12 protein-coding genes are annotated in these 15271 nt (G+C 73.5%); 4 read left to right on the top strand and 8 right to left on the bottom strand.

What is annotated here, in order from left to right; all coding sequences use genetic code 11:
• Positions 1-25 precede the first annotated feature (25 nt).
• Complete coding sequence (locus O4U47_RS00150) at positions 26-997, bottom strand: ABC transporter permease (RefSeq protein WP_270674752.1); 972 nt, start codon at positions 995-997, stop codon at positions 26-28.
• Positions 994-1836: a diaminopimelate epimerase gene (dapF, locus tag O4U47_RS00145; RefSeq protein ID WP_270674750.1), complete on the bottom strand. Its 843-nt coding sequence runs from the start codon at positions 1834-1836 to the stop codon at positions 994-996. The genes O4U47_RS00150 and dapF overlap by 4 nt, the downstream gene beginning before the upstream one ends.
• 145 nt (positions 1837-1981) lie before the next feature.
• Here dapF and miaA point away from each other — a divergent pair, with 145 nt between their 5' ends.
• The gene (gene miaA / locus O4U47_RS00140; protein ID WP_270674748.1) at positions 1982-3013 is read left to right on the top strand and encodes a tRNA (adenosine(37)-N6)-dimethylallyltransferase MiaA; all 1032 of its coding nucleotides are present in this window, start codon (positions 1982-1984) and stop codon (positions 3011-3013) included.
• 529 nt (positions 3014-3542) lie between these two features.
• Here the strand turns inward: miaA and O4U47_RS00135 are convergent.
• Complete coding sequence (locus O4U47_RS00135; protein WP_270674745.1) at positions 3543-4232, bottom strand: class III extradiol dioxygenase subunit B-like domain-containing protein; 690 nt, start codon at positions 4230-4232, stop codon at positions 3543-3545.
• 111 nt (positions 4233-4343) lie between these two features.
• The gene (locus O4U47_RS00130; RefSeq protein ID WP_270674742.1) at positions 4344-4703 is read right to left on the bottom strand and encodes a hypothetical protein; all 360 of its coding nucleotides are present in this window, start codon (positions 4701-4703) and stop codon (positions 4344-4346) included.
• A gap of 232 nt (positions 4704-4935) precedes the next feature.
• Between O4U47_RS00130 and O4U47_RS00125 the strand changes: the two genes are divergently transcribed.
• Both O4U47_RS00125 and O4U47_RS00120 read left to right on the top strand, forming a co-directional pair.
• Positions 4936-5670, top strand: coding sequence for a TetR/AcrR family transcriptional regulator (locus O4U47_RS00125; protein ID WP_270674740.1), 735 nt, complete (start codon positions 4936-4938; stop codon positions 5668-5670).
• A 64-nt stretch (positions 5671-5734) separates the two neighbouring features.
• Complete coding sequence (locus tag O4U47_RS00120) at positions 5735-7021, top strand: cytochrome P450 family protein (protein ID WP_270674738.1); 1287 nt, start codon at positions 5735-5737, stop codon at positions 7019-7021.
• Positions 7022-7130: 109 nt separating this feature from the next.
• Here O4U47_RS00120 and miaB read toward each other — a convergent pair whose 3' ends face one another.
• The 4 genes from miaB to O4U47_RS00100 all read right to left on the bottom strand — a co-directional run bounded on the left by miaB (position 7131) and on the right by O4U47_RS00100 (position 12545).
• Positions 7131-8609, bottom strand: a complete 1479-nt coding sequence (gene miaB, locus O4U47_RS00115) for a tRNA (N6-isopentenyl adenosine(37)-C2)-methylthiotransferase MiaB (protein WP_270675279.1) — start codon at positions 8607-8609, stop codon at positions 7131-7133.
• A 105-nt stretch (positions 8610-8714) separates the two neighbouring features.
• A complete protein-coding gene (locus tag O4U47_RS00110; protein WP_270674736.1) occupies positions 8715-10934 on the bottom strand; it encodes a TRAP transporter permease in 2220 nt (739 codons plus the stop codon).
• Positions 10931-11554 carry a DUF1850 domain-containing protein gene (locus tag O4U47_RS00105; RefSeq protein ID WP_270674734.1) on the bottom strand — a complete coding sequence of 208 codons (624 nt, stop codon included), beginning with the start codon at positions 11552-11554 and terminating at the stop codon, positions 10931-10933. Before O4U47_RS00105 ends, O4U47_RS00110 begins: the two co-directional genes overlap by 4 nt.
• On the bottom strand, positions 11529-12545 hold the full coding sequence (locus tag O4U47_RS00100; RefSeq protein ID WP_270674732.1) for a TAXI family TRAP transporter solute-binding subunit: 1017 nt from the start codon (positions 12543-12545) through the stop codon (positions 11529-11531). Before O4U47_RS00100 ends, O4U47_RS00105 begins: the two co-directional genes overlap by 26 nt.
• A gap of 469 nt (positions 12546-13014) precedes the next feature.
• Here O4U47_RS00100 and O4U47_RS00095 point away from each other — a divergent pair, with 469 nt between their 5' ends.
• Positions 13015-15243, top strand: coding sequence for a S9 family peptidase (locus tag O4U47_RS00095; protein ID WP_270674730.1), 2229 nt, complete (start codon positions 13015-13017; stop codon positions 15241-15243).
• The last annotated feature ends 28 nt before the right edge of the window (positions 15244-15271 follow it).

The following is a 15271-nucleotide window of genomic DNA, read 5'->3' as shown; positions in this document are numbered from 1 at the left end:
CTACTGCGATTCCGCCTTGAGCGCCTCAGCTTCGGACCCGCGGATCGAGCGCGACGCGCAGCGTGTCGGCCACGGCACCCGCGGCCACCACGCACACCGCTCCGAAGGCGCACGCCGCGGCCGCCGCGTTCACGTCCCCGGCCTCCACCGCCTCGACCAGCATCCCGCCCACGCCGTGCCGACCGAACACCCGCTCGACGAAGACGGCGCCGGTGAACATGGCCGCGGCCGTGTAGGCCACGTAGGTGGAGGCCGGGACGAGGCTGGTGCGCAGGGCGTGCCCGCGCAGCGCGCGCCCCCGGGTGAGCCCCTTGGCGCGGGCGGTGCGCACGTAGTCGGCCCCGGCCTCGTCGGCCATCAGGCCCCGCTGGTACCGGCTGACCACCGCGGCCAGCGGCAGGGCCAGCGCCACCGTCGGCAGCACCATGTAGCGGACCTGGTCGGCCAGGCCGGACCCGGGCGGCGCCTCCCCCGCGGTGCGCAGCAGCGCCTCCCCCGAGGCCGTGTTGAGCCCGATCGCCAGGGTCTGCAGGACGACCGCCACCACCAGCGGCGGCACCGAGATCAGCAGCACGGCGCCGAGGGTGGCCGCCGTGTCCCCGGCGCCGTCCTTGCGGGCCCCCGCCCAGGCCCCCCAGGCCACCCCGGCGACCGCTCCCACGGCGGCGCCGAGGACGAGCAGGCGGGTGCTGGCCGCCGCGCGGTCGGCCAGTTCGGCGCTGACGGGGCGGCCGTCCCAGGTCTGCCCGAGGTCGCCCGTCACGGCGCCGGAGGCCCACACCAGGTAGCGCCGGCCCAGCGGCACGTCCGGGTCGAGGTTGCGCTCGGCGAGCTGGCGCTCCACCGTCTGCGGGGACGGGGGCGGCTGCTGTGCCGCGTAGTTGCCGGTCGGGTCGAGCACCGCGGCGCTGAGCAGGTAGGCACAGCTGGAGGCCGCCGCCAGCAGGAGGGCGTACCCTGCCAGCCGGCGCAGCAGGAACAGCGCCGCCCGGCTCACCCCAGACGGACCTGGCCTTCCGCGACGATGACGGCGGGGCCGCGCAGCCGCGCGCCCCGGGCGTCGAGCAGGACGATGCACTCGCCGCCGGGGACCCGGACCCGCCAGGTGGCTCCCTGGTCGGGGGCGCCCCCCGCGGCGCGGGTGGCCGCGACGGCGGCCGCGACGATGCCGGTGCCGCAGGAGCGCGTCTCGCCCGACCCGCGCTCGTACACGCGCATGTCCAGCACGCCGTCGCCGAGGGGCGCGACGACCTCGACGTTGCCGCCCTCGGGGAAGGCCGCCGGGTCGAGCGCCGGGGCGGAGGTCAGGTCGAGGCCGCCGACCGGGCCGTCGACCATGCAGGCCAGGTGGGGGTTGCCGACGGAGACGCGCAACCCGCGCACCTCACTGCCGTCGGCCAGCCGTGCGCCGCCGTCGCCGAAGACCTCCGGGCGGCCCATGTCTATGGTGATGTCGCCGTTGTCCTCGATCGTGACGCTGCGCAGGCCCGCGCGCGTGCCGACGTCGATGCTCCGGCCCTCGGCCAGGCCCGCGTGCAGGAGGTAGCGGGCGAAGACCCGCACGCCGTTGCCGCACATCTCGGCGATGCTGCCGTCGGCGTTGCGGTAGTCCATGAACCACTCGGCGGCCTCGGAGGAGGCGGCGGCGCCGGTGAGCGGTTCGCCGAGCGCGCGCGTGCGGACGACCCGCAGGACGCCGTCCCCGCCGATTCCGGCGCGGCGGTCGCACAGCCGCGCCACGAGGTCGGCGCCGAGGTCCAGGGCACCCTCCGGGTCCGGGAGGATGACGAAGTCGTTCTCGGTGCCGTGGCCTTTGGCGAAACGCATGGAGATCATCTTATGACTCGAGGAACGGCCTCGAAGCCGTCGCCGTCGATCTCGGGGAACTGGGCCCCGAGCGCGCGCTCCTGGGGCCGCCTTCCCCGAGTTCGAGGAGGTGGGGACGTCCGATCGGGTCGCCGCCCGCTGCCAGACTGGAGGAATGGGCACGAGCACGGACAACGGCGGGACCAGGTTCGACGGCGCTGCGGGTGAGGGCACTCCGGAGGGGCGGACCGGGGTACCGGTGGTATCCGTCGTCGGCCCCACCGCCGCAGGGAAGTCCGACCTCGCCGTCGGCGTCGCGCTGCGCCTGCGCGCTTCAGGCCGCCATGCGGAGGTCATCAACGCCGACTCCATGCAGCTCTACCGCGGCATGGACATCGGTACGGCCAAGATGGCCGAGGAGGAGCGGCGCGGGGTCGAGCACCACCTGCTCGACATCTGGGACGTGACCGAACCCGCGGACGTCGCCCGCTTCCAGCACCTCGCGCGCGGGATCGTCGACCGCCTGCGCTCTCAGGGGGCCGTGCCGATCCTCGTCGGGGGCTCGGGCCTGTACGTGCGCGCCGTGCTGGACAAACTGGAGTTCCCCGGAACCGACCCGCAGGTGCGCACGCGCCTGGAGGCCGAGCTGGCCGAGTCCGGGCCGGGCCCACTGCACGCCCGCCTGGCCGAGCGCGACCCGGCCGCCGCCAAGGCGATCCTGCCCAGCAACGGGCGCCGCATCGTGCGCGCGCTGGAGGTCATCGAGCTGACCGGCCGCCCGTTCACGGCCACCCTGCCCGACCACGTCTCGCCCTACCCTTCGGTCCAGGTGGGCCTCGAAGTGCCGCGCCCCGAGCTGGACGAGCGCATCGGGGTGCGTGTGGACCGGATGTGGCAGGCGGGGCTGGTGGAGGAGGTCCGCGCGCTGGAGGAGCACGGGCTGTCCGAGGGGCGGACGGCTCCGCGCGCGCTGGGCTACGCCCAGGTGCTGCGCTTCCTGCGCGGGGAGTGCACCGAGGAGGAGGCCCGCGAGGAGACCGTGCGCGCAACCCGCCGCTTCGCCCGCCGCCAGGAGTCGTGGTTCCGCCGCGATCCGCGCGTACGGTGGCTCCCCTACGACGCCCCCGACCTGACCGAGCGCGCGCTGGCACTGGTCGAGGAGGGCATCACGGAAGGCGTCACCGCCGACCCTGCGCAGAACCGCTGACGGCCCACGCTGCTTGTCACTGGTCTCGGAAGGAACGACGGTGCAATCGCCGGAGGTATCTCCCGTTCAGTGCAACTTTTGCCGGTGCGCTGACCACCAGGAGCACGCCGTGGCCCGACCAGGGGTTCTCACACCGGGGCACGGCCAGGTGCTGGAGGACATGTGGGCCCAGGGCGCGTCTCTGGCCGCCAACGCCGGGGCCATGAGGGTGTCCCCGGCTACCGTGGGCCGGGAGCTGGACCTCAACGGCGCCCACCACCGCGGGGTGCGCAACCCCCGCATGCACGACCACCCGCCCGGGTACCGGCTGCGCAAGGGCTACCGGGTGGGTTACAACGCGGCCTGGGCCCAGGCACGGGCCGATAGCCGCAGGCGCCGACCGAAGCAGCCGTGGCTGGCCAGGCCGGGCCTGCTGCGCACCATCGTGCTCAACGGGCTGCGCAAACGGTGGTCCCCGGCCCCGACGCCCGGCGCGTGGTTGCACCCACCACGTGACCCGGCCGCCTTCATAGGGGCGCTTTTCCCGAGATCAACGGTCGGGCGTCCAGCGGGCCACGAAGTAGCCGACGCCGTACGGCGCTTGGTGGGACAGGAGCTCGCCCTTCACCGTGTCCCCGCCCGCCGCCCCGGCGAGGACCTGCCAGGCCGGACGCCCGGCCGCCATCAGCTCCCGGGCCAGCGCCGGATCGATCCGGGCGAGCGCGTCGGTGTCGGCCCGCGCCAGCGCCGACGCCGCCTCCTCGTCGAAGGCGGGCGCCCGGTCGTCCGGCCTGCCGGGCGAGGACGGCGGGCGGCGCGCGCTGCCGTCGCCCATCACCAGCAGCGCCACGGCCGATGCCTCGCCCGCCAGCTCCGCCCCGAGCGCGAGGCATTCCCCTGGCTCGGCGTCGGAAGCGACCTCGACGTAGGCATCCGGCACCGTCCCTTCGCGCTCGGCCAGCCAGCGGCCGATGGCCAGTGACAGCGGCAGCACCGGCGGCTGTGGGCCGATGGGGAAGGGCACGCCGTAGGGTGCCAGGTCTCCCCCGCTGTCGGCCCCATGGCGTCGCGTCCGCTCTCCTGGCCCGACGACGACGAGGCGGTCCGCGCCGCTCGCCTTCAGTGCCCCCACCACGGCGTCGCATTCGCGCCTGAGGTCGTCGAGCTCGGCCGCGGCGCCGGCGGCCACCTCGGGGACGAGCAGGGGCGGAAACGGGCACACGGCGGCGGCGGTCAGCATGGCTCCCCAGCCTAGACCGTTCCTCCGGCCCTCCTGAGGAACCTCCGCCGTCGACGACTCTCGGCCGAGCGGATCGCGGAGTCGGCGCCGGAGGGGCCGGAGGCCGGATGGTCAGGGGGTGCGGATGGTCTCGATCGTTCTGCGAAAGAGTCCTGCGTACGCCCTCGCGAACTCCGGGACGTAAAGGAGGTACCACCCTTCGTCGCTGTACAGGCGGACGTCGAGTACCGCGGGCGCGGCCCCGTCCTTCCTGATCTCCAGATGCGAAGGGAGATTGCGCCGGCCGATCCGCATGTAACAGCCGAACATGCGGAGCATGAAGCGGGAACCGCAGACCGCGTCGATGCGCTCATCGCCCCTCTGGACGACCCGCCAGCCCTCGCTCCTGAGCCGCGACGCCAACCGGCCGATGTCCGCATCGGCGCCTTTCCCGAACGACACCTCTGCCCGTTGATCGAATCTTCCCGTCATCGCACATGAACTCCCCGTCGCCCGGAAACCCCGGCCGACACTACCGGCGCGCCGGCGACCCGCGCGCCCCGTCGGCCGGGGCCGGACACCCGCGGTCCATTGCCTCCGGCCCCCGGGCGGGCTACGGTGACGGTGTGACCAGATGACCAGATTCGAATATCTGGTCAAAACACGGCAGGGACGGGCTTCCGGGCGCCGCAGCGGCGGCCGGGCGGGGAAGGAACGGTCGGGGATGGCAGGGCGCACACGCGAGGCCGACACCAGCGACGCCGAGAAGGACCTGCGCGCCGAGCGCATCCTCGACGCCGCTGCGGACCTCCTGGCGGCGCAGGGCTACCGCCGCGTGTCCATCAGCGAGGTGGCGCACCGCGCCCACGTCGGCAAGGGCACGGTCTACCTGCACTTCCCCACCAAGGAGGCGCTGTTCCTGACCGTGATGCTGCGGGCGCAGGCGGCCCTGGCCGAACGGCTGATCACGGAGATCCACGACGACCCCACGGCGGTCCTGCCCCACCGCTCCGCACGCTCCACCTACCTCGGCGCCGACGCCGACCCGGTCCTGCACGCGGTCCTGATCGGCAACAGCGAGACGCTCGGCATCCTCACCCGCGAGGCCCGGCGCGTCCTCGGCGACCTCATCGAACGCCGCCGCGAGGCGCAGCGCGGCCACTTCGCCCTGCTGCGCGACAACGGGCTGCTGCGCACCGACAGCCCGCTCGATGAACAGCGCCGCTCCTACGCCATCGTGGTGACCGGCTTCCTGACCTCCGGGCCGCTGCTGAGCGCTGAGGGCTCCGACGCGGAGACGCTGGCCGGGATGCTCGCCACCACCGTGCGCAACGCCTTCGAGCCCGCGCCCGACCCCGACCCCGCGGCGGTCCGCGCCGTCGCGCCGCACGTCGCCGAGGCCTTCACCGGCGTGCTGGGGCGGATGCGGGAGGAGATCGCACGGCTCAAGCTCACCTGACCCCCTGCGGGGCCGGGCCCGGCAGCGGTGGCGAGCCGCCGGGCCCGACATGAGAGGACGCGACATGACAGCCACCGCCGACACCGGCGCCGGCGGCGCCGCCGCTGCCGAAGTCGACCTGACCGACCCGCGCCTGCAGTCCGACCCGCACGGCTTCTTCGCCGACCTGCACCGGCACGGCCGGGTCGTGCCGGCCCGCTTCCCCGGCGTGGAGGCGCCGGTGAAGCTGGTCCACCGGTACGAGGACGTGCGCACCGTGCTCTCGGACCGGCGGTTCGTCAACAACTCGGACTCCATCGCCGGGGGCGACGTGCAGAACGTGCGCGTCCAGCGGCTGATGGGCCTGGGCCTGACCCGGGAGCAGGCGCGCTACCTGGTGGACGCCAGCATCCTGGACATGGACGGCGACGACCACACGCGCATGCGCAAGCACGTCTCCCGCGCCTTCACGGTCAAGCGGGTCAACGCGCTGCGCCCGCGGGTGGAGGAGATCACCGACCGGCTGCTGGACGAGCTGCCCGGGCACGCCGAGGACGGCGTGGTGGACCTGACCGCGCACTTCGCCTACCCGCTTCCGATCATCGTGATCTGCGAGCTGGTGGGGGTGCCCGAGGAGCAGCGGATGCAGTGGGGGGTCTGGGGCCGCCGGCTGATCGAGGCGGCGGTCACCGGGCAGCAGATGGACGCCCTCGAAGGGCTCGTCGAGCAGACCCGCGCGCTGATCGCCGAGCGGCGCGCGACCCCCGCCGAGGACCTGATCACCGCGCTGATCCGCACCCACGACGAGGACGGGGACCGGCTCTCCGACATCGAGCTGGTGTCGATCGTGCTCACCCTGATCCTGGCCGGGCACGAGACCACCGCGCACCTGATCACCAACGGCACGCTCGCCCTGCTCGACCACCCCGACCAGCTGCGGCTGCTCAAGGAGGACCCGAAGCTGGGCCCGCGCGCGACGCACGAGCTGATGCGCCGCCACGGCCCCATCCAGGGGACCAGGATGCGGTACGCCTCCGAGGACATGGAGGCCGACGGAATGCGCTTCGAGCGCGGCGACGTGGTCTTCGCCGTGCTCGGCGGCGCCAACACCGACCCGGACGTCTTCTCCGAGCCCGACCGCCTGGACCTGACCCGCGAGCCCGCCGGGCGCCGTGAGTCGCACGTGGGCTTCGGACACGGCATCCACTACTGCCTCGGGGCGGCGCTGGCACGCCAGGAGGGCGAGATCGCGTTCACCCGGCTCTTCGAGCGCTACCCGGACCTGTCCCTGGCGGTCGGCCACGAGGAGCTGGAGCGCGAAGCCCTCCCCCTGTTCTGGCGCCTCAAGGCGCTCCCGGTGCGCCTGGGCTGATTCCGCGCGCGGGCGCACGCGCCCGCAGGCCCGGGACGCACGCGCGGCCCCGGCCCCGTCTCGACGGGGCCGGGGCCGCGTTCACGTTCAGCGCGCGCGGGGCCGGGGGTCAGGCGTCGCAGCACCCTCCGGTGGCCGCGGGCTGCGGGGTGGGCGCCCCGACCGACGGCATGCCGAGCATGACGCCCGCCTGCCCGCCGTCGGCGCCCTCGTCGGCCTTGCCGTTGCGCGCCGCCCAGGCGTCGCCCGCGCGGGTGCGGCGCAGCGCGCGCACGCCCGAGTCGGCCACCAGGTGGTGCGGGGCGGCGTAGGTGATCCCGACGGTGACCATGTCGCCGGGCCGGGGCTCCTCGGCGCCCTCCTCCACGGCGAAGTGGACGAGGCGGTTGTCGGGCGCCCGGCCCGACAGGCGGCGCCGCTCGCCGTCCTTGCGGCCCTCCCCCTCGGCGACCAGCAGCTCCACCTCGCGCCCGACGAGCTTGGCGTTCTCCTCCTCGGAGATGCTCTCCTGCAGGGCCACGAGGCGCTCGTAGCGCTCCTGGACGACCTCCTTGGGGAGCTGCCCCTCCATCTCGGCGGCGGGCGTGCCGGGGCGCTTGGAGTACTGGAAGGTGAACGCCGACGAGAACCGGGACTCGCGCACCACGTGCAGCGTCTCCTCGAAGTCCTCCTCGGTCTCGCCCGGGAAGCCCACGATGATGTCGGTGGTGATGGCGGCCTCGGGCATGGCGGCGCGCACCTTCTCCACGATGCCCAGGAAGCGCTCCTGGCGGTAGGAGCGGCGCATCGCCTTGAGGACCCGGCTGGAGCCCGACTGCAGCGGCATGTGGAGCTGCGGCATGACGTTGGGCGTCTCGGCCATCGCCTCGATCACGTCGTCGGTGAAGTCGCGCGGGTGCGGCGAGGTGAAGCGCACGCGCTCCAGGCCCTCGATGTCGCCGCAGGCGCGCAGCAGCTTGGAGAAGGCCTGGCGGTCGCCGAACTCCGCCCCATAGGCGTTGACGTTCTGCCCCAGCAGGGTCACCTCGACCACGCCCTGGTCGACCAGGGCGCGCACCTCGGACAGGACGTCGCCCGGGCGGCGGTCCTTCTCCTTGCCGCGCAGCTGCGGCACGATGCAGAAGGTGCAGGTGTTGTTGCAGCCGACCGAGACCGAGACCCAGGCGGCATAGGGCGACTCGCGGCGCGTGGGCAGGGTGGAGGGGAAGGTCTGCAGCGACTCCTCGATCTCCACCTGGGCCTCGCGCTGCACCCGCGCGCGCTCCAGCAGGACCGGAAGCGATCCGATGTTGTGGGTCCCGAACACCACGTCGACCCACGGGGCCCGGCGCACGATCTCCCCGCGGTCCTTCTGCGCCAGGCACCCGCCCACGGCGATCTGCATCCCCGGGTGGGCGTCCTTGACCGGGCGCAGGTGCCCGAGGTTGCCGTAGAGGCGGTTGTCGGCGTTCTCCCGGACCGCGCACGTGTTGAAAACGATGATGTCTGCGGTGCTGCCTTCGGCTGCGCGCTCGTACCCCGCGTCCTCCAGCAGGCCGGACAGGCGCTCGGAGTCGTGCACGTTCATCTGGCAGCCGTAGGTCCGCACCTGGTAAGTACGACTCTGGCTCACATGTCCCAGGCTAGTGGCCATACGGGGCGGGGCCGACCGCCGATCGGAGGCGGCCGGCCCCGCGCCGGGGGCTCGGGGGGGTCAGGCGGTCGCCGCGGCCTGCGCCGGGGCGGCCGCGGGGCGGTGCCGGAACCACTGGTAGCCGAAGACCGCCCCGGCGACCACCAGCCCGGCCAGGTCGGTCTCCCAGCCGTAGTGCAGCAGCGCGATCCCGGCCGCCGCCATCGGCAGGCGCAGGTACCACCCGATGCGGGCGTTGATGAACCCGACCACCGCGACGCCCACCACGGACGCGCCCAGGATCCCGGTGACCGCCGCCAAGAGCCCGGTCGCCAGCGTGGTCTCCTGCAGCAGCAGCTCGGGCGAGAGCACGAACATGAACGGCACCACGAAGCCCGACACCGCGATGCGCACCGACTGCACGCCCGTCATGATCGGGTTGCCGCCGGAGATGCCCGAGGCGGCGTAGGCCGCCAGGCAGACCGGCGGGGTGATGTCGGCCATCACGCCGAAGTAGTAGACGAACATGTGCGCGGTCAGCAGCATCGCCACCGTGGGCGCCTCCAGGCCGCCCTGGAGGATGGTGATGATCGCCGGGGCCGCCAGGGTGGCGGTGATGACGTAGTTGGCCGTGGTCGGCACGCCGATGCCCAGGATCAGGCAGGCGAGCATGGACAGCACCATGGTCGGCAGGAGCTGGCCGCCGGCCAGGGCGAGCAGCCCGTCGCTGAGCTTGAGGCCCAGGCCGGTCAGGGTGATCACACCGGCGATGATGCCGGCGGTGGCGCAGGCGATGATGATCGGCACCGCGACGCGGGCCGCGTTCACCAGGCCGTCCAGCAGCCCCCACGGGCCGAGCCGGTCGGGCATCTCCGACCAGCGGCCCAGGAGGAAGAAGACGATCTGCACCACGATGTTCATGCCGATGGTGATGCCGATGGCGCCCATCGCCGAGAAGATCGGCGAGTACCCCATGGACAGCAGCGCGAACAGCCCGACGATCGGGATGAGCATGTAGCCGCGGGTGACCATCAGGCGGCGGACGCTCGGCAGCAGCCGCTTGGGGATGCCGCGGATGCCCAGCTTCTTGGCGTCGTAGTGGACGACGACGAACTGGGCGACGAAGAACAGGATCGCCGGGACGATCGCCGCCTTGATGATCTCCAGGTAGGGCACGCCGGTGAACTCGATCATGATGAACGCCGCGGCGCCCATGATCGGCGGGGCGATCTGCCCGCCCGTGGAGGAGGCCGCCTCCACCGCTCCGGCGTACTCGGGCTTGTAGCCCGACTTCTTCATCATCGGGATGGTGAAGGCGCCGTTGGAGACCGTGTTGGCCACCGAGCTGCCGGTGATGGTGCCGGAGAAGGCGCTGGTGACGATGCCGACCTTGGCGGTGCCGCCGGTCGCCCACCCGGTGCTGCCCAGGGCCAGGTCGGTGAAGAAGCGCTCCATCCCGGTCCGGGTGAGCATGGAGGCGAAGACCAGGAACAGGAAGATGAAGGTGGAGGAGATCGCCAGCGGCGTGCCGAACACGCCCTCGGTGCCCAGGAACATCGAGGAGACGATGCGGTCGACCGTGTAGCCGCCGTGGTGCAGGAACCCGGGCATGAGCGGCCCGAACAGCGCGTAGGCCAGCATCAGCGAGCCGAGCAGCACCAGCGCGGTGCCCAGCGTGCGCTGGGCGGCCACCAGCACCAGCAGGATGCCCACCGTGCCCACGGCCACGTACTCGGGGGTGATCCGCCCGGCCGAGAGGATGATGTCGTTGTAGTTGACGACCAGGAACATCCCCGACCCGATGCCCAGCAGGGCGAGCACCACGTCGGCCGCGGGCATCCCCAGCGGGCGCCAGGGCGCGTAGCGGGCCGCCTGCACGAGCAGCAGCACCCCCACCGCCGGGCCCAGCACATAGGCGTCGGCGATCTGGAAGGCCGCCAGGTAGGCGAGGATGCCCACGCCCGCCGCGGTCAGCGCCCAGCCGTAGATCCGCTGGTTGCGGGTGTCCTGCTCCTTGGCCGGGTACAGCAGGAACACCAGGCCCAGGCCCAGGGCCAGGTGCACGCCGCGCTGCTGGAGCCCCGGCAGGGTGCCGAAGTACCCGGTGTAGAGGTGGAAGAGGCTCAGCGCGAGGCCGACCGCGAAGACCGCGCCCCGCCACAGGCCCCGCATGTCCTTCCGCGTGCCCGCGGTCTCCTCCGCCGCGTCGTGCTGCTCCAGCTCGGCGACGTCCTTCTCCAGCTCCCGCAGGACCTCGGGGTCCTCGGCCGCCGGAGAGGCGGGCTTCGGGTCGCTCGTCATCGCCCCATCCCCATCCTCGTCTCAGGCGTCCCGGCGGGGTGGGGTCGCCCCCCGCCTCGGACGCGCAACTCCACGCGTGCCCCCCGCCGCGTCAGGTCGAGCAGGCGCACGCGCCCTCCCCCCGGAAGGGTGAGGGTATGGTCCACTTCGGGGCCGCCCACCATCACCTGGACCGCGCCCAGCGGGCGCCCGTGGTGCAGCACCCGGTAGCCGTCCTCCTCGCGCAGGAACCCGGTGGTGGTCCCGCCGAAGTGCTCGGGGCCCGCCGGCAGGTTGGCCCCGAAGGTGTCGAAGCGCATCTCCTCCATGGACAGCACCCCGTTCCGTACGGAGAACTCCTCCTCCACCGGGCGCTTGGCGATGGAGTGGACGTGCACCATCAGGATCCGGTCGCCTTCGCCGACCGGCCGGGACAGCAGCAGCCGCCCGGCCGACAGGTCGGCCACCTCGAAGCGCGCCCCGGCCGCCTCCGCGCCGCCGTACGTGGCCATGGCCAGGAGCGCCCCGGCGGCGACCGTCGCTCCGTCCCGCAGGAAGCGGCGGCGCCCGGGACCGCCCCGGTGCGCCGCCGGTGCCTCCGCGACGCCCGGGGCGTCAGCCCAGGGCGCCTTCCTCCTCATAGAAGCGCTCGGCGCCGGGGTGCAGGTCCACCGCGCCCTGGCCTTCGACGGCGGTGTCGAGCTGGACCTGCTCGCCGACGTCGTGGCCGATCTCGCCGGCACGCTCGTACATCTCCTTGGTGAGGTTGTAGGCGAGGTCCTCGCTCATGCTGCCGCGCACGTACATGGTCGCCCAGTTGGTCACCGTGGTGACGTCCTCGTCCTGGCCGTTGTACGTGTCGGCCGGGATGTCCAGGGTGCTGTAGGACGGGTTGTCCTCCTGGAGCTTCTCCAGGCCGTCGCCGCCGAACTGCACGAGCCGCACGTCGCTGGTGGTGGCCACCTGCTCGATGCTGCCGGCGGGGACCGCCAGGACCGCGAAGGCCGCGTCGGTCTGGCCGTCGCCCAGCTTGGTGGCCGCCTCCTCGAAGGTGCTGTTGAAGGGCTCGATGTCGTCCATGCTGATGCCGTAGGCGGCGAGCACCGCCTCGGCGGCCAGCGCGGTGCCGCTGCCGGGCGGCCCCACGTCCACGCGCTTGCCCTCCAGGTCCTCCACCGTCTCGATGCCCGAGTCCTCGGTGGCGACGATCTGCAGGACCTCCGGGTAGACGTTGCCCAGCATGAACACGTCGTCGGCGTTCTCGATCGGGTCGTCGGCGAAGTCGCCCTCGGTGTTGACCGCGTCGGCGGCGACGCCGTTGATCGCCATGCCGATGTCGATCTCGCCCTGGTCGAGCAGGCGCATGTTCTCCACCGAGGCCCCGGTGGACTGGGTGGAGACGTTCACGTCGTCGATGTTGTCCGACCAGATCTGCGCGATCTCGCCGCCGAGCGGGTAGTAGGTGCCGCCGGTGCTGCCGGTTCCCAGGGTCAGGTCGCCGCCGGTGACCTCCTCGTCACCGCCGCCCGCGCCGGGGACGCTCCCGCCGCCGCACCCCGCGGCCGCTATCACGCCCGCAGCCGCCACAGCGGTAACGGCTGCGAAGCGCCTGGCCGTGAATCTCGTCGTCATTCCGAGCGTCCTCCTCGCGCGATGAAAGTCGCTTGCTCACTGAGTGCCTCACTGAGCGTGGACAGGGACTATAGACACGCGGGCGAATACACCGCCGCTCCTGCGCGGTCACAAGTGGGGAACAAATGCCCCCTCCCGCCCCGTCTGGCCGACGGCATTCCCCCTGTGGACCCCGGACAACCCGGTCCGGGGGCGCCGCATCCGGTCGTCGCGCGCGTGCGCGCAGGCGGGCGGGCACGCGGGCGCACACGGAGGAACCGCCCCGTCACCCGGGGCGCCCGCCGGGGCGGGCACCGGAGGCGCGGTCCCGGGCCGCCTCCGCCCCCTCCGGAACCCGGGGGCCGGGCCGTCGGCAGATCACCGGAAGGCCGAAACCGCAGGGGATCGCCCGGTCGGCTCGTCCGGCGCGCCTCCGGGGGACTAAGGTCGACATGCCACACAAAATCCCCGCGAACGCAGAGATCCTCTTATGACCGACCGCGTGACGGCCCCCCACGGCGCCTGGCCATCGCCGATCTCAGCGAGCGACGTCGCCCGAGGCACCCGCCGCCTGGGGTTCCCCGCGACCGCCGACGGCGAGGTCTGGTGGGAGGAGGCGCGCCCCGAGGAGGGCGGGCGCACCACGGTGATGCGGTGCGGCCCGGACGGCGCCCCCACCGAGCTGCTGGAGGCCCCGTGGAGCGCCGGCACCCGGGTGCACGAGTACGGCGGCCGCTCCTTCCTGCCGGTGCCCCGGCGCGACGACAAGGCGCTCACCCGCTACGGCATCGTCTTCGCCGAAGCCAGTGACCAGCGGCTCTACCTGCTCGAACGCGGGTCGCACGAGCCCCGGCCGCTCACCCCCGCCCCGCCGTTCCCCGGAGCGCTGCGCTACGCCGACCCGGCGCTGTCCCCCGACGGCCGCCGGGTGGTGTGCGTGCGCGAGCGCCACGCCGACGACGGCGCGGTGGACCGGGCGATCGTGTCGGTCCCGCTTTCCGGACGGGCCGCCGAGGACCCGTCGGCCGTGACGGAACTGGTCACCGGGGCCGACTTCTTCGCCTCCCCCACGCCCTCCCCCGACGGGGAGCACCTGGCCTGGGTGTCGTGGAGCCACCCGCGCATGCCCTGGGACGGCACCGAGCTGCGCGTGGGCGCGCTGGACGCCCGCGGCGTGGAGCGCCCCTACACCCTCAAGGGCGGGGTCGACGAGTCGGTGCTGCAGCCGGTGTGGAGCGGCCCCTCGCGGCTGCGCTTCGTGTCGGACTGGTCGGGCTGGTGGAACCTGTACGAGATCGGCCTGACGGGGCAGGCGGTCGCGCTCTACCCCGACGAGCGCGAGTTCACCCCGGGCCCCTCGCGGCTGGGCGTGTGCTCCTGCGTGCCGCTGGCCGACGGGCGCCTGGTGGTACTCCAGGGCGGCGCCGACCTGGCGCCCGCCGTGTACGACCCGGAGACCCTGGAGCTCGCCCCCCTGGACACCGGTGCGTTCACCACCTGGGAGACGCTCGGCGGCGACGGCGACCAGGTGGTGGGGATCGCGTCGGGGCCGAAGGCCCCGCAGAGCCTGGTGCGGCTGGACCCGGCCACCGGCAGGACGCAGGCGGTCCGCTCCAGCCGGGTGGAGGTCCCCGACGCCGCGCTGCTCCCGGTGCCCCGGCAGGTGGAGTTCTCGGGCAAGTACGGTGCCGCCGTCCACGCCAACGTGTACCCGCCGACCGGCCCGCAGGGGGCGCCGGAGGGTCCGGCCCCTTATGCGGTGTGGGTGCACGGGGGCCCAGTGGGGCGGGCCACCAGCGGGCTGGACCTGCTGAAGGCCTACTTCACCAGCCGCGGTATCGGCATCGTGGACGTCAACTACAGCGGGTCGCTGGGCTTCGGCCGCACCTACCGCGAGCGGATCGCGGGCATGTGGGGCGTGGTCGACGTGGAGGACGTCGAGGCCGTGGCGCGCGCGCTGGTGGAGTCGGGCGAGGCCGACCCCGAGCGGCTGGCGGTGCGCGGCCCGAGCGCGGGCGGGTACACCGCGCTGCTCGCGGCCGCCGGGGACACCTTCGCCTGCGCCGTCTCGCTGTTCGGGGTGGCGGACCTGCTGCAGATGGCCGCGACCACGCACGACTACGAGTCGCACTACCTGGACACCCTGGTGGGGCCGCTGCCCGGCTACAAGGCGACCTACCGCGAGCGCTCCCCGATGGGCAAGGCGGACCGGGTGCGGGTGCCGGTGCTGCTGTTGCAGGGCACCGAGGACCGCGTGGTCCCCAAGGAGCAGGCGCGGGAGTTCGCCAGGGCGCTGGCGGACAACGGGGTGCGCCACGCGATGCTGGAGTTCGAGGGCGAGGGGCACGGTTTCACCTCGGCCGACACCATCGAGCGGGGCCTGGAGGCGGAGCTGGCCTTCTACGGGGAGGTGTTCGGCTTCACCCCGCCCGGGGTGCCCGGGATCGAGCTGGTCACGGAGTACCCCGACCCGGAGCTGGAGGCCGAGCCGCTTCCGGAGCTGGAGGACACCGGCCCCCGGCCCGCGCACGCCCCGGACGGTGAGACCCCCGGCGGGGACACCGCGCAGAGCGCACCGGCTGGGCCGGGACCGCGGTTCGAGCCGCCGGCCGCCTCGGAGGGCCCAGACGCCCCGCAGGACGCCGAACCGGACCTGATCCCCTGGTCGGAGCCGGCCGACGACCCCGGGGACGCGGACCGGTCCCGCCCGCACCCCTGAGCGCCCCCTCCTCGTTGAACCCGGGAGA

Source organism: Nocardiopsis suaedae, assembly GCF_027706745.1.
Lineage (GTDB): Bacteria > Actinomycetota > Actinomycetes > Streptosporangiales > Streptosporangiaceae > Nocardiopsis_A > Nocardiopsis_A suaedae.
Note: the sequence above shows the minus strand (reverse complement) of the source record. Positions and strands in the feature narration are given on the sequence as shown.

What these genes read in the sequence shown, in the direction of transcription:
- O4U47_RS00110 (WP_270674736.1), bottom strand. Translation starts at nt 10,934, where the DNA reads ATGACGAGCGACCCGAAGCCCGCCTCTCCGGCGGCCGAGGACCCCGAG.
- O4U47_RS00120 (WP_270674738.1), top strand. Translation starts at nt 5,735, where the DNA reads ATGACAGCCACCGCCGACACCGGCGCCGGCGGCGCCGCCGCTGCCGAA.
- miaA (WP_270674748.1), top strand. Translation starts at nt 1,982, where the DNA reads ATGGGCACGAGCACGGACAACGGCGGGACCAGGTTCGACGGCGCTGCG.
- O4U47_RS00105 (WP_270674734.1), bottom strand. Translation starts at nt 11,554, where the DNA reads ATGAGGAGGAAGGCGCCCTGGGCTGACGCCCCGGGCGTCGCGGAGGCA.
- O4U47_RS00135 (WP_270674745.1), bottom strand. Translation starts at nt 4,232, where the DNA reads ATGCTGACCGCCGCCGCCGTGTGCCCGTTTCCGCCCCTGCTCGTCCCC.
- dapF (WP_270674750.1), bottom strand. Translation starts at nt 1,836, where the DNA reads ATGATCTCCATGCGTTTCGCCAAAGGCCACGGCACCGAGAACGACTTC.
- O4U47_RS00095 (WP_270674730.1), top strand. Translation starts at nt 13,015, where the DNA reads ATGACCGACCGCGTGACGGCCCCCCACGGCGCCTGGCCATCGCCGATC.
- O4U47_RS00130 (WP_270674742.1), bottom strand. Translation starts at nt 4,703, where the DNA reads ATGACGGGAAGATTCGATCAACGGGCAGAGGTGTCGTTCGGGAAAGGC.
- O4U47_RS00100 (WP_270674732.1), bottom strand. Translation starts at nt 12,545, where the DNA reads ATGACGACGAGATTCACGGCCAGGCGCTTCGCAGCCGTTACCGCTGTG.
- O4U47_RS00125 (WP_270674740.1), top strand. Translation starts at nt 4,936, where the DNA reads ATGGCAGGGCGCACACGCGAGGCCGACACCAGCGACGCCGAGAAGGAC.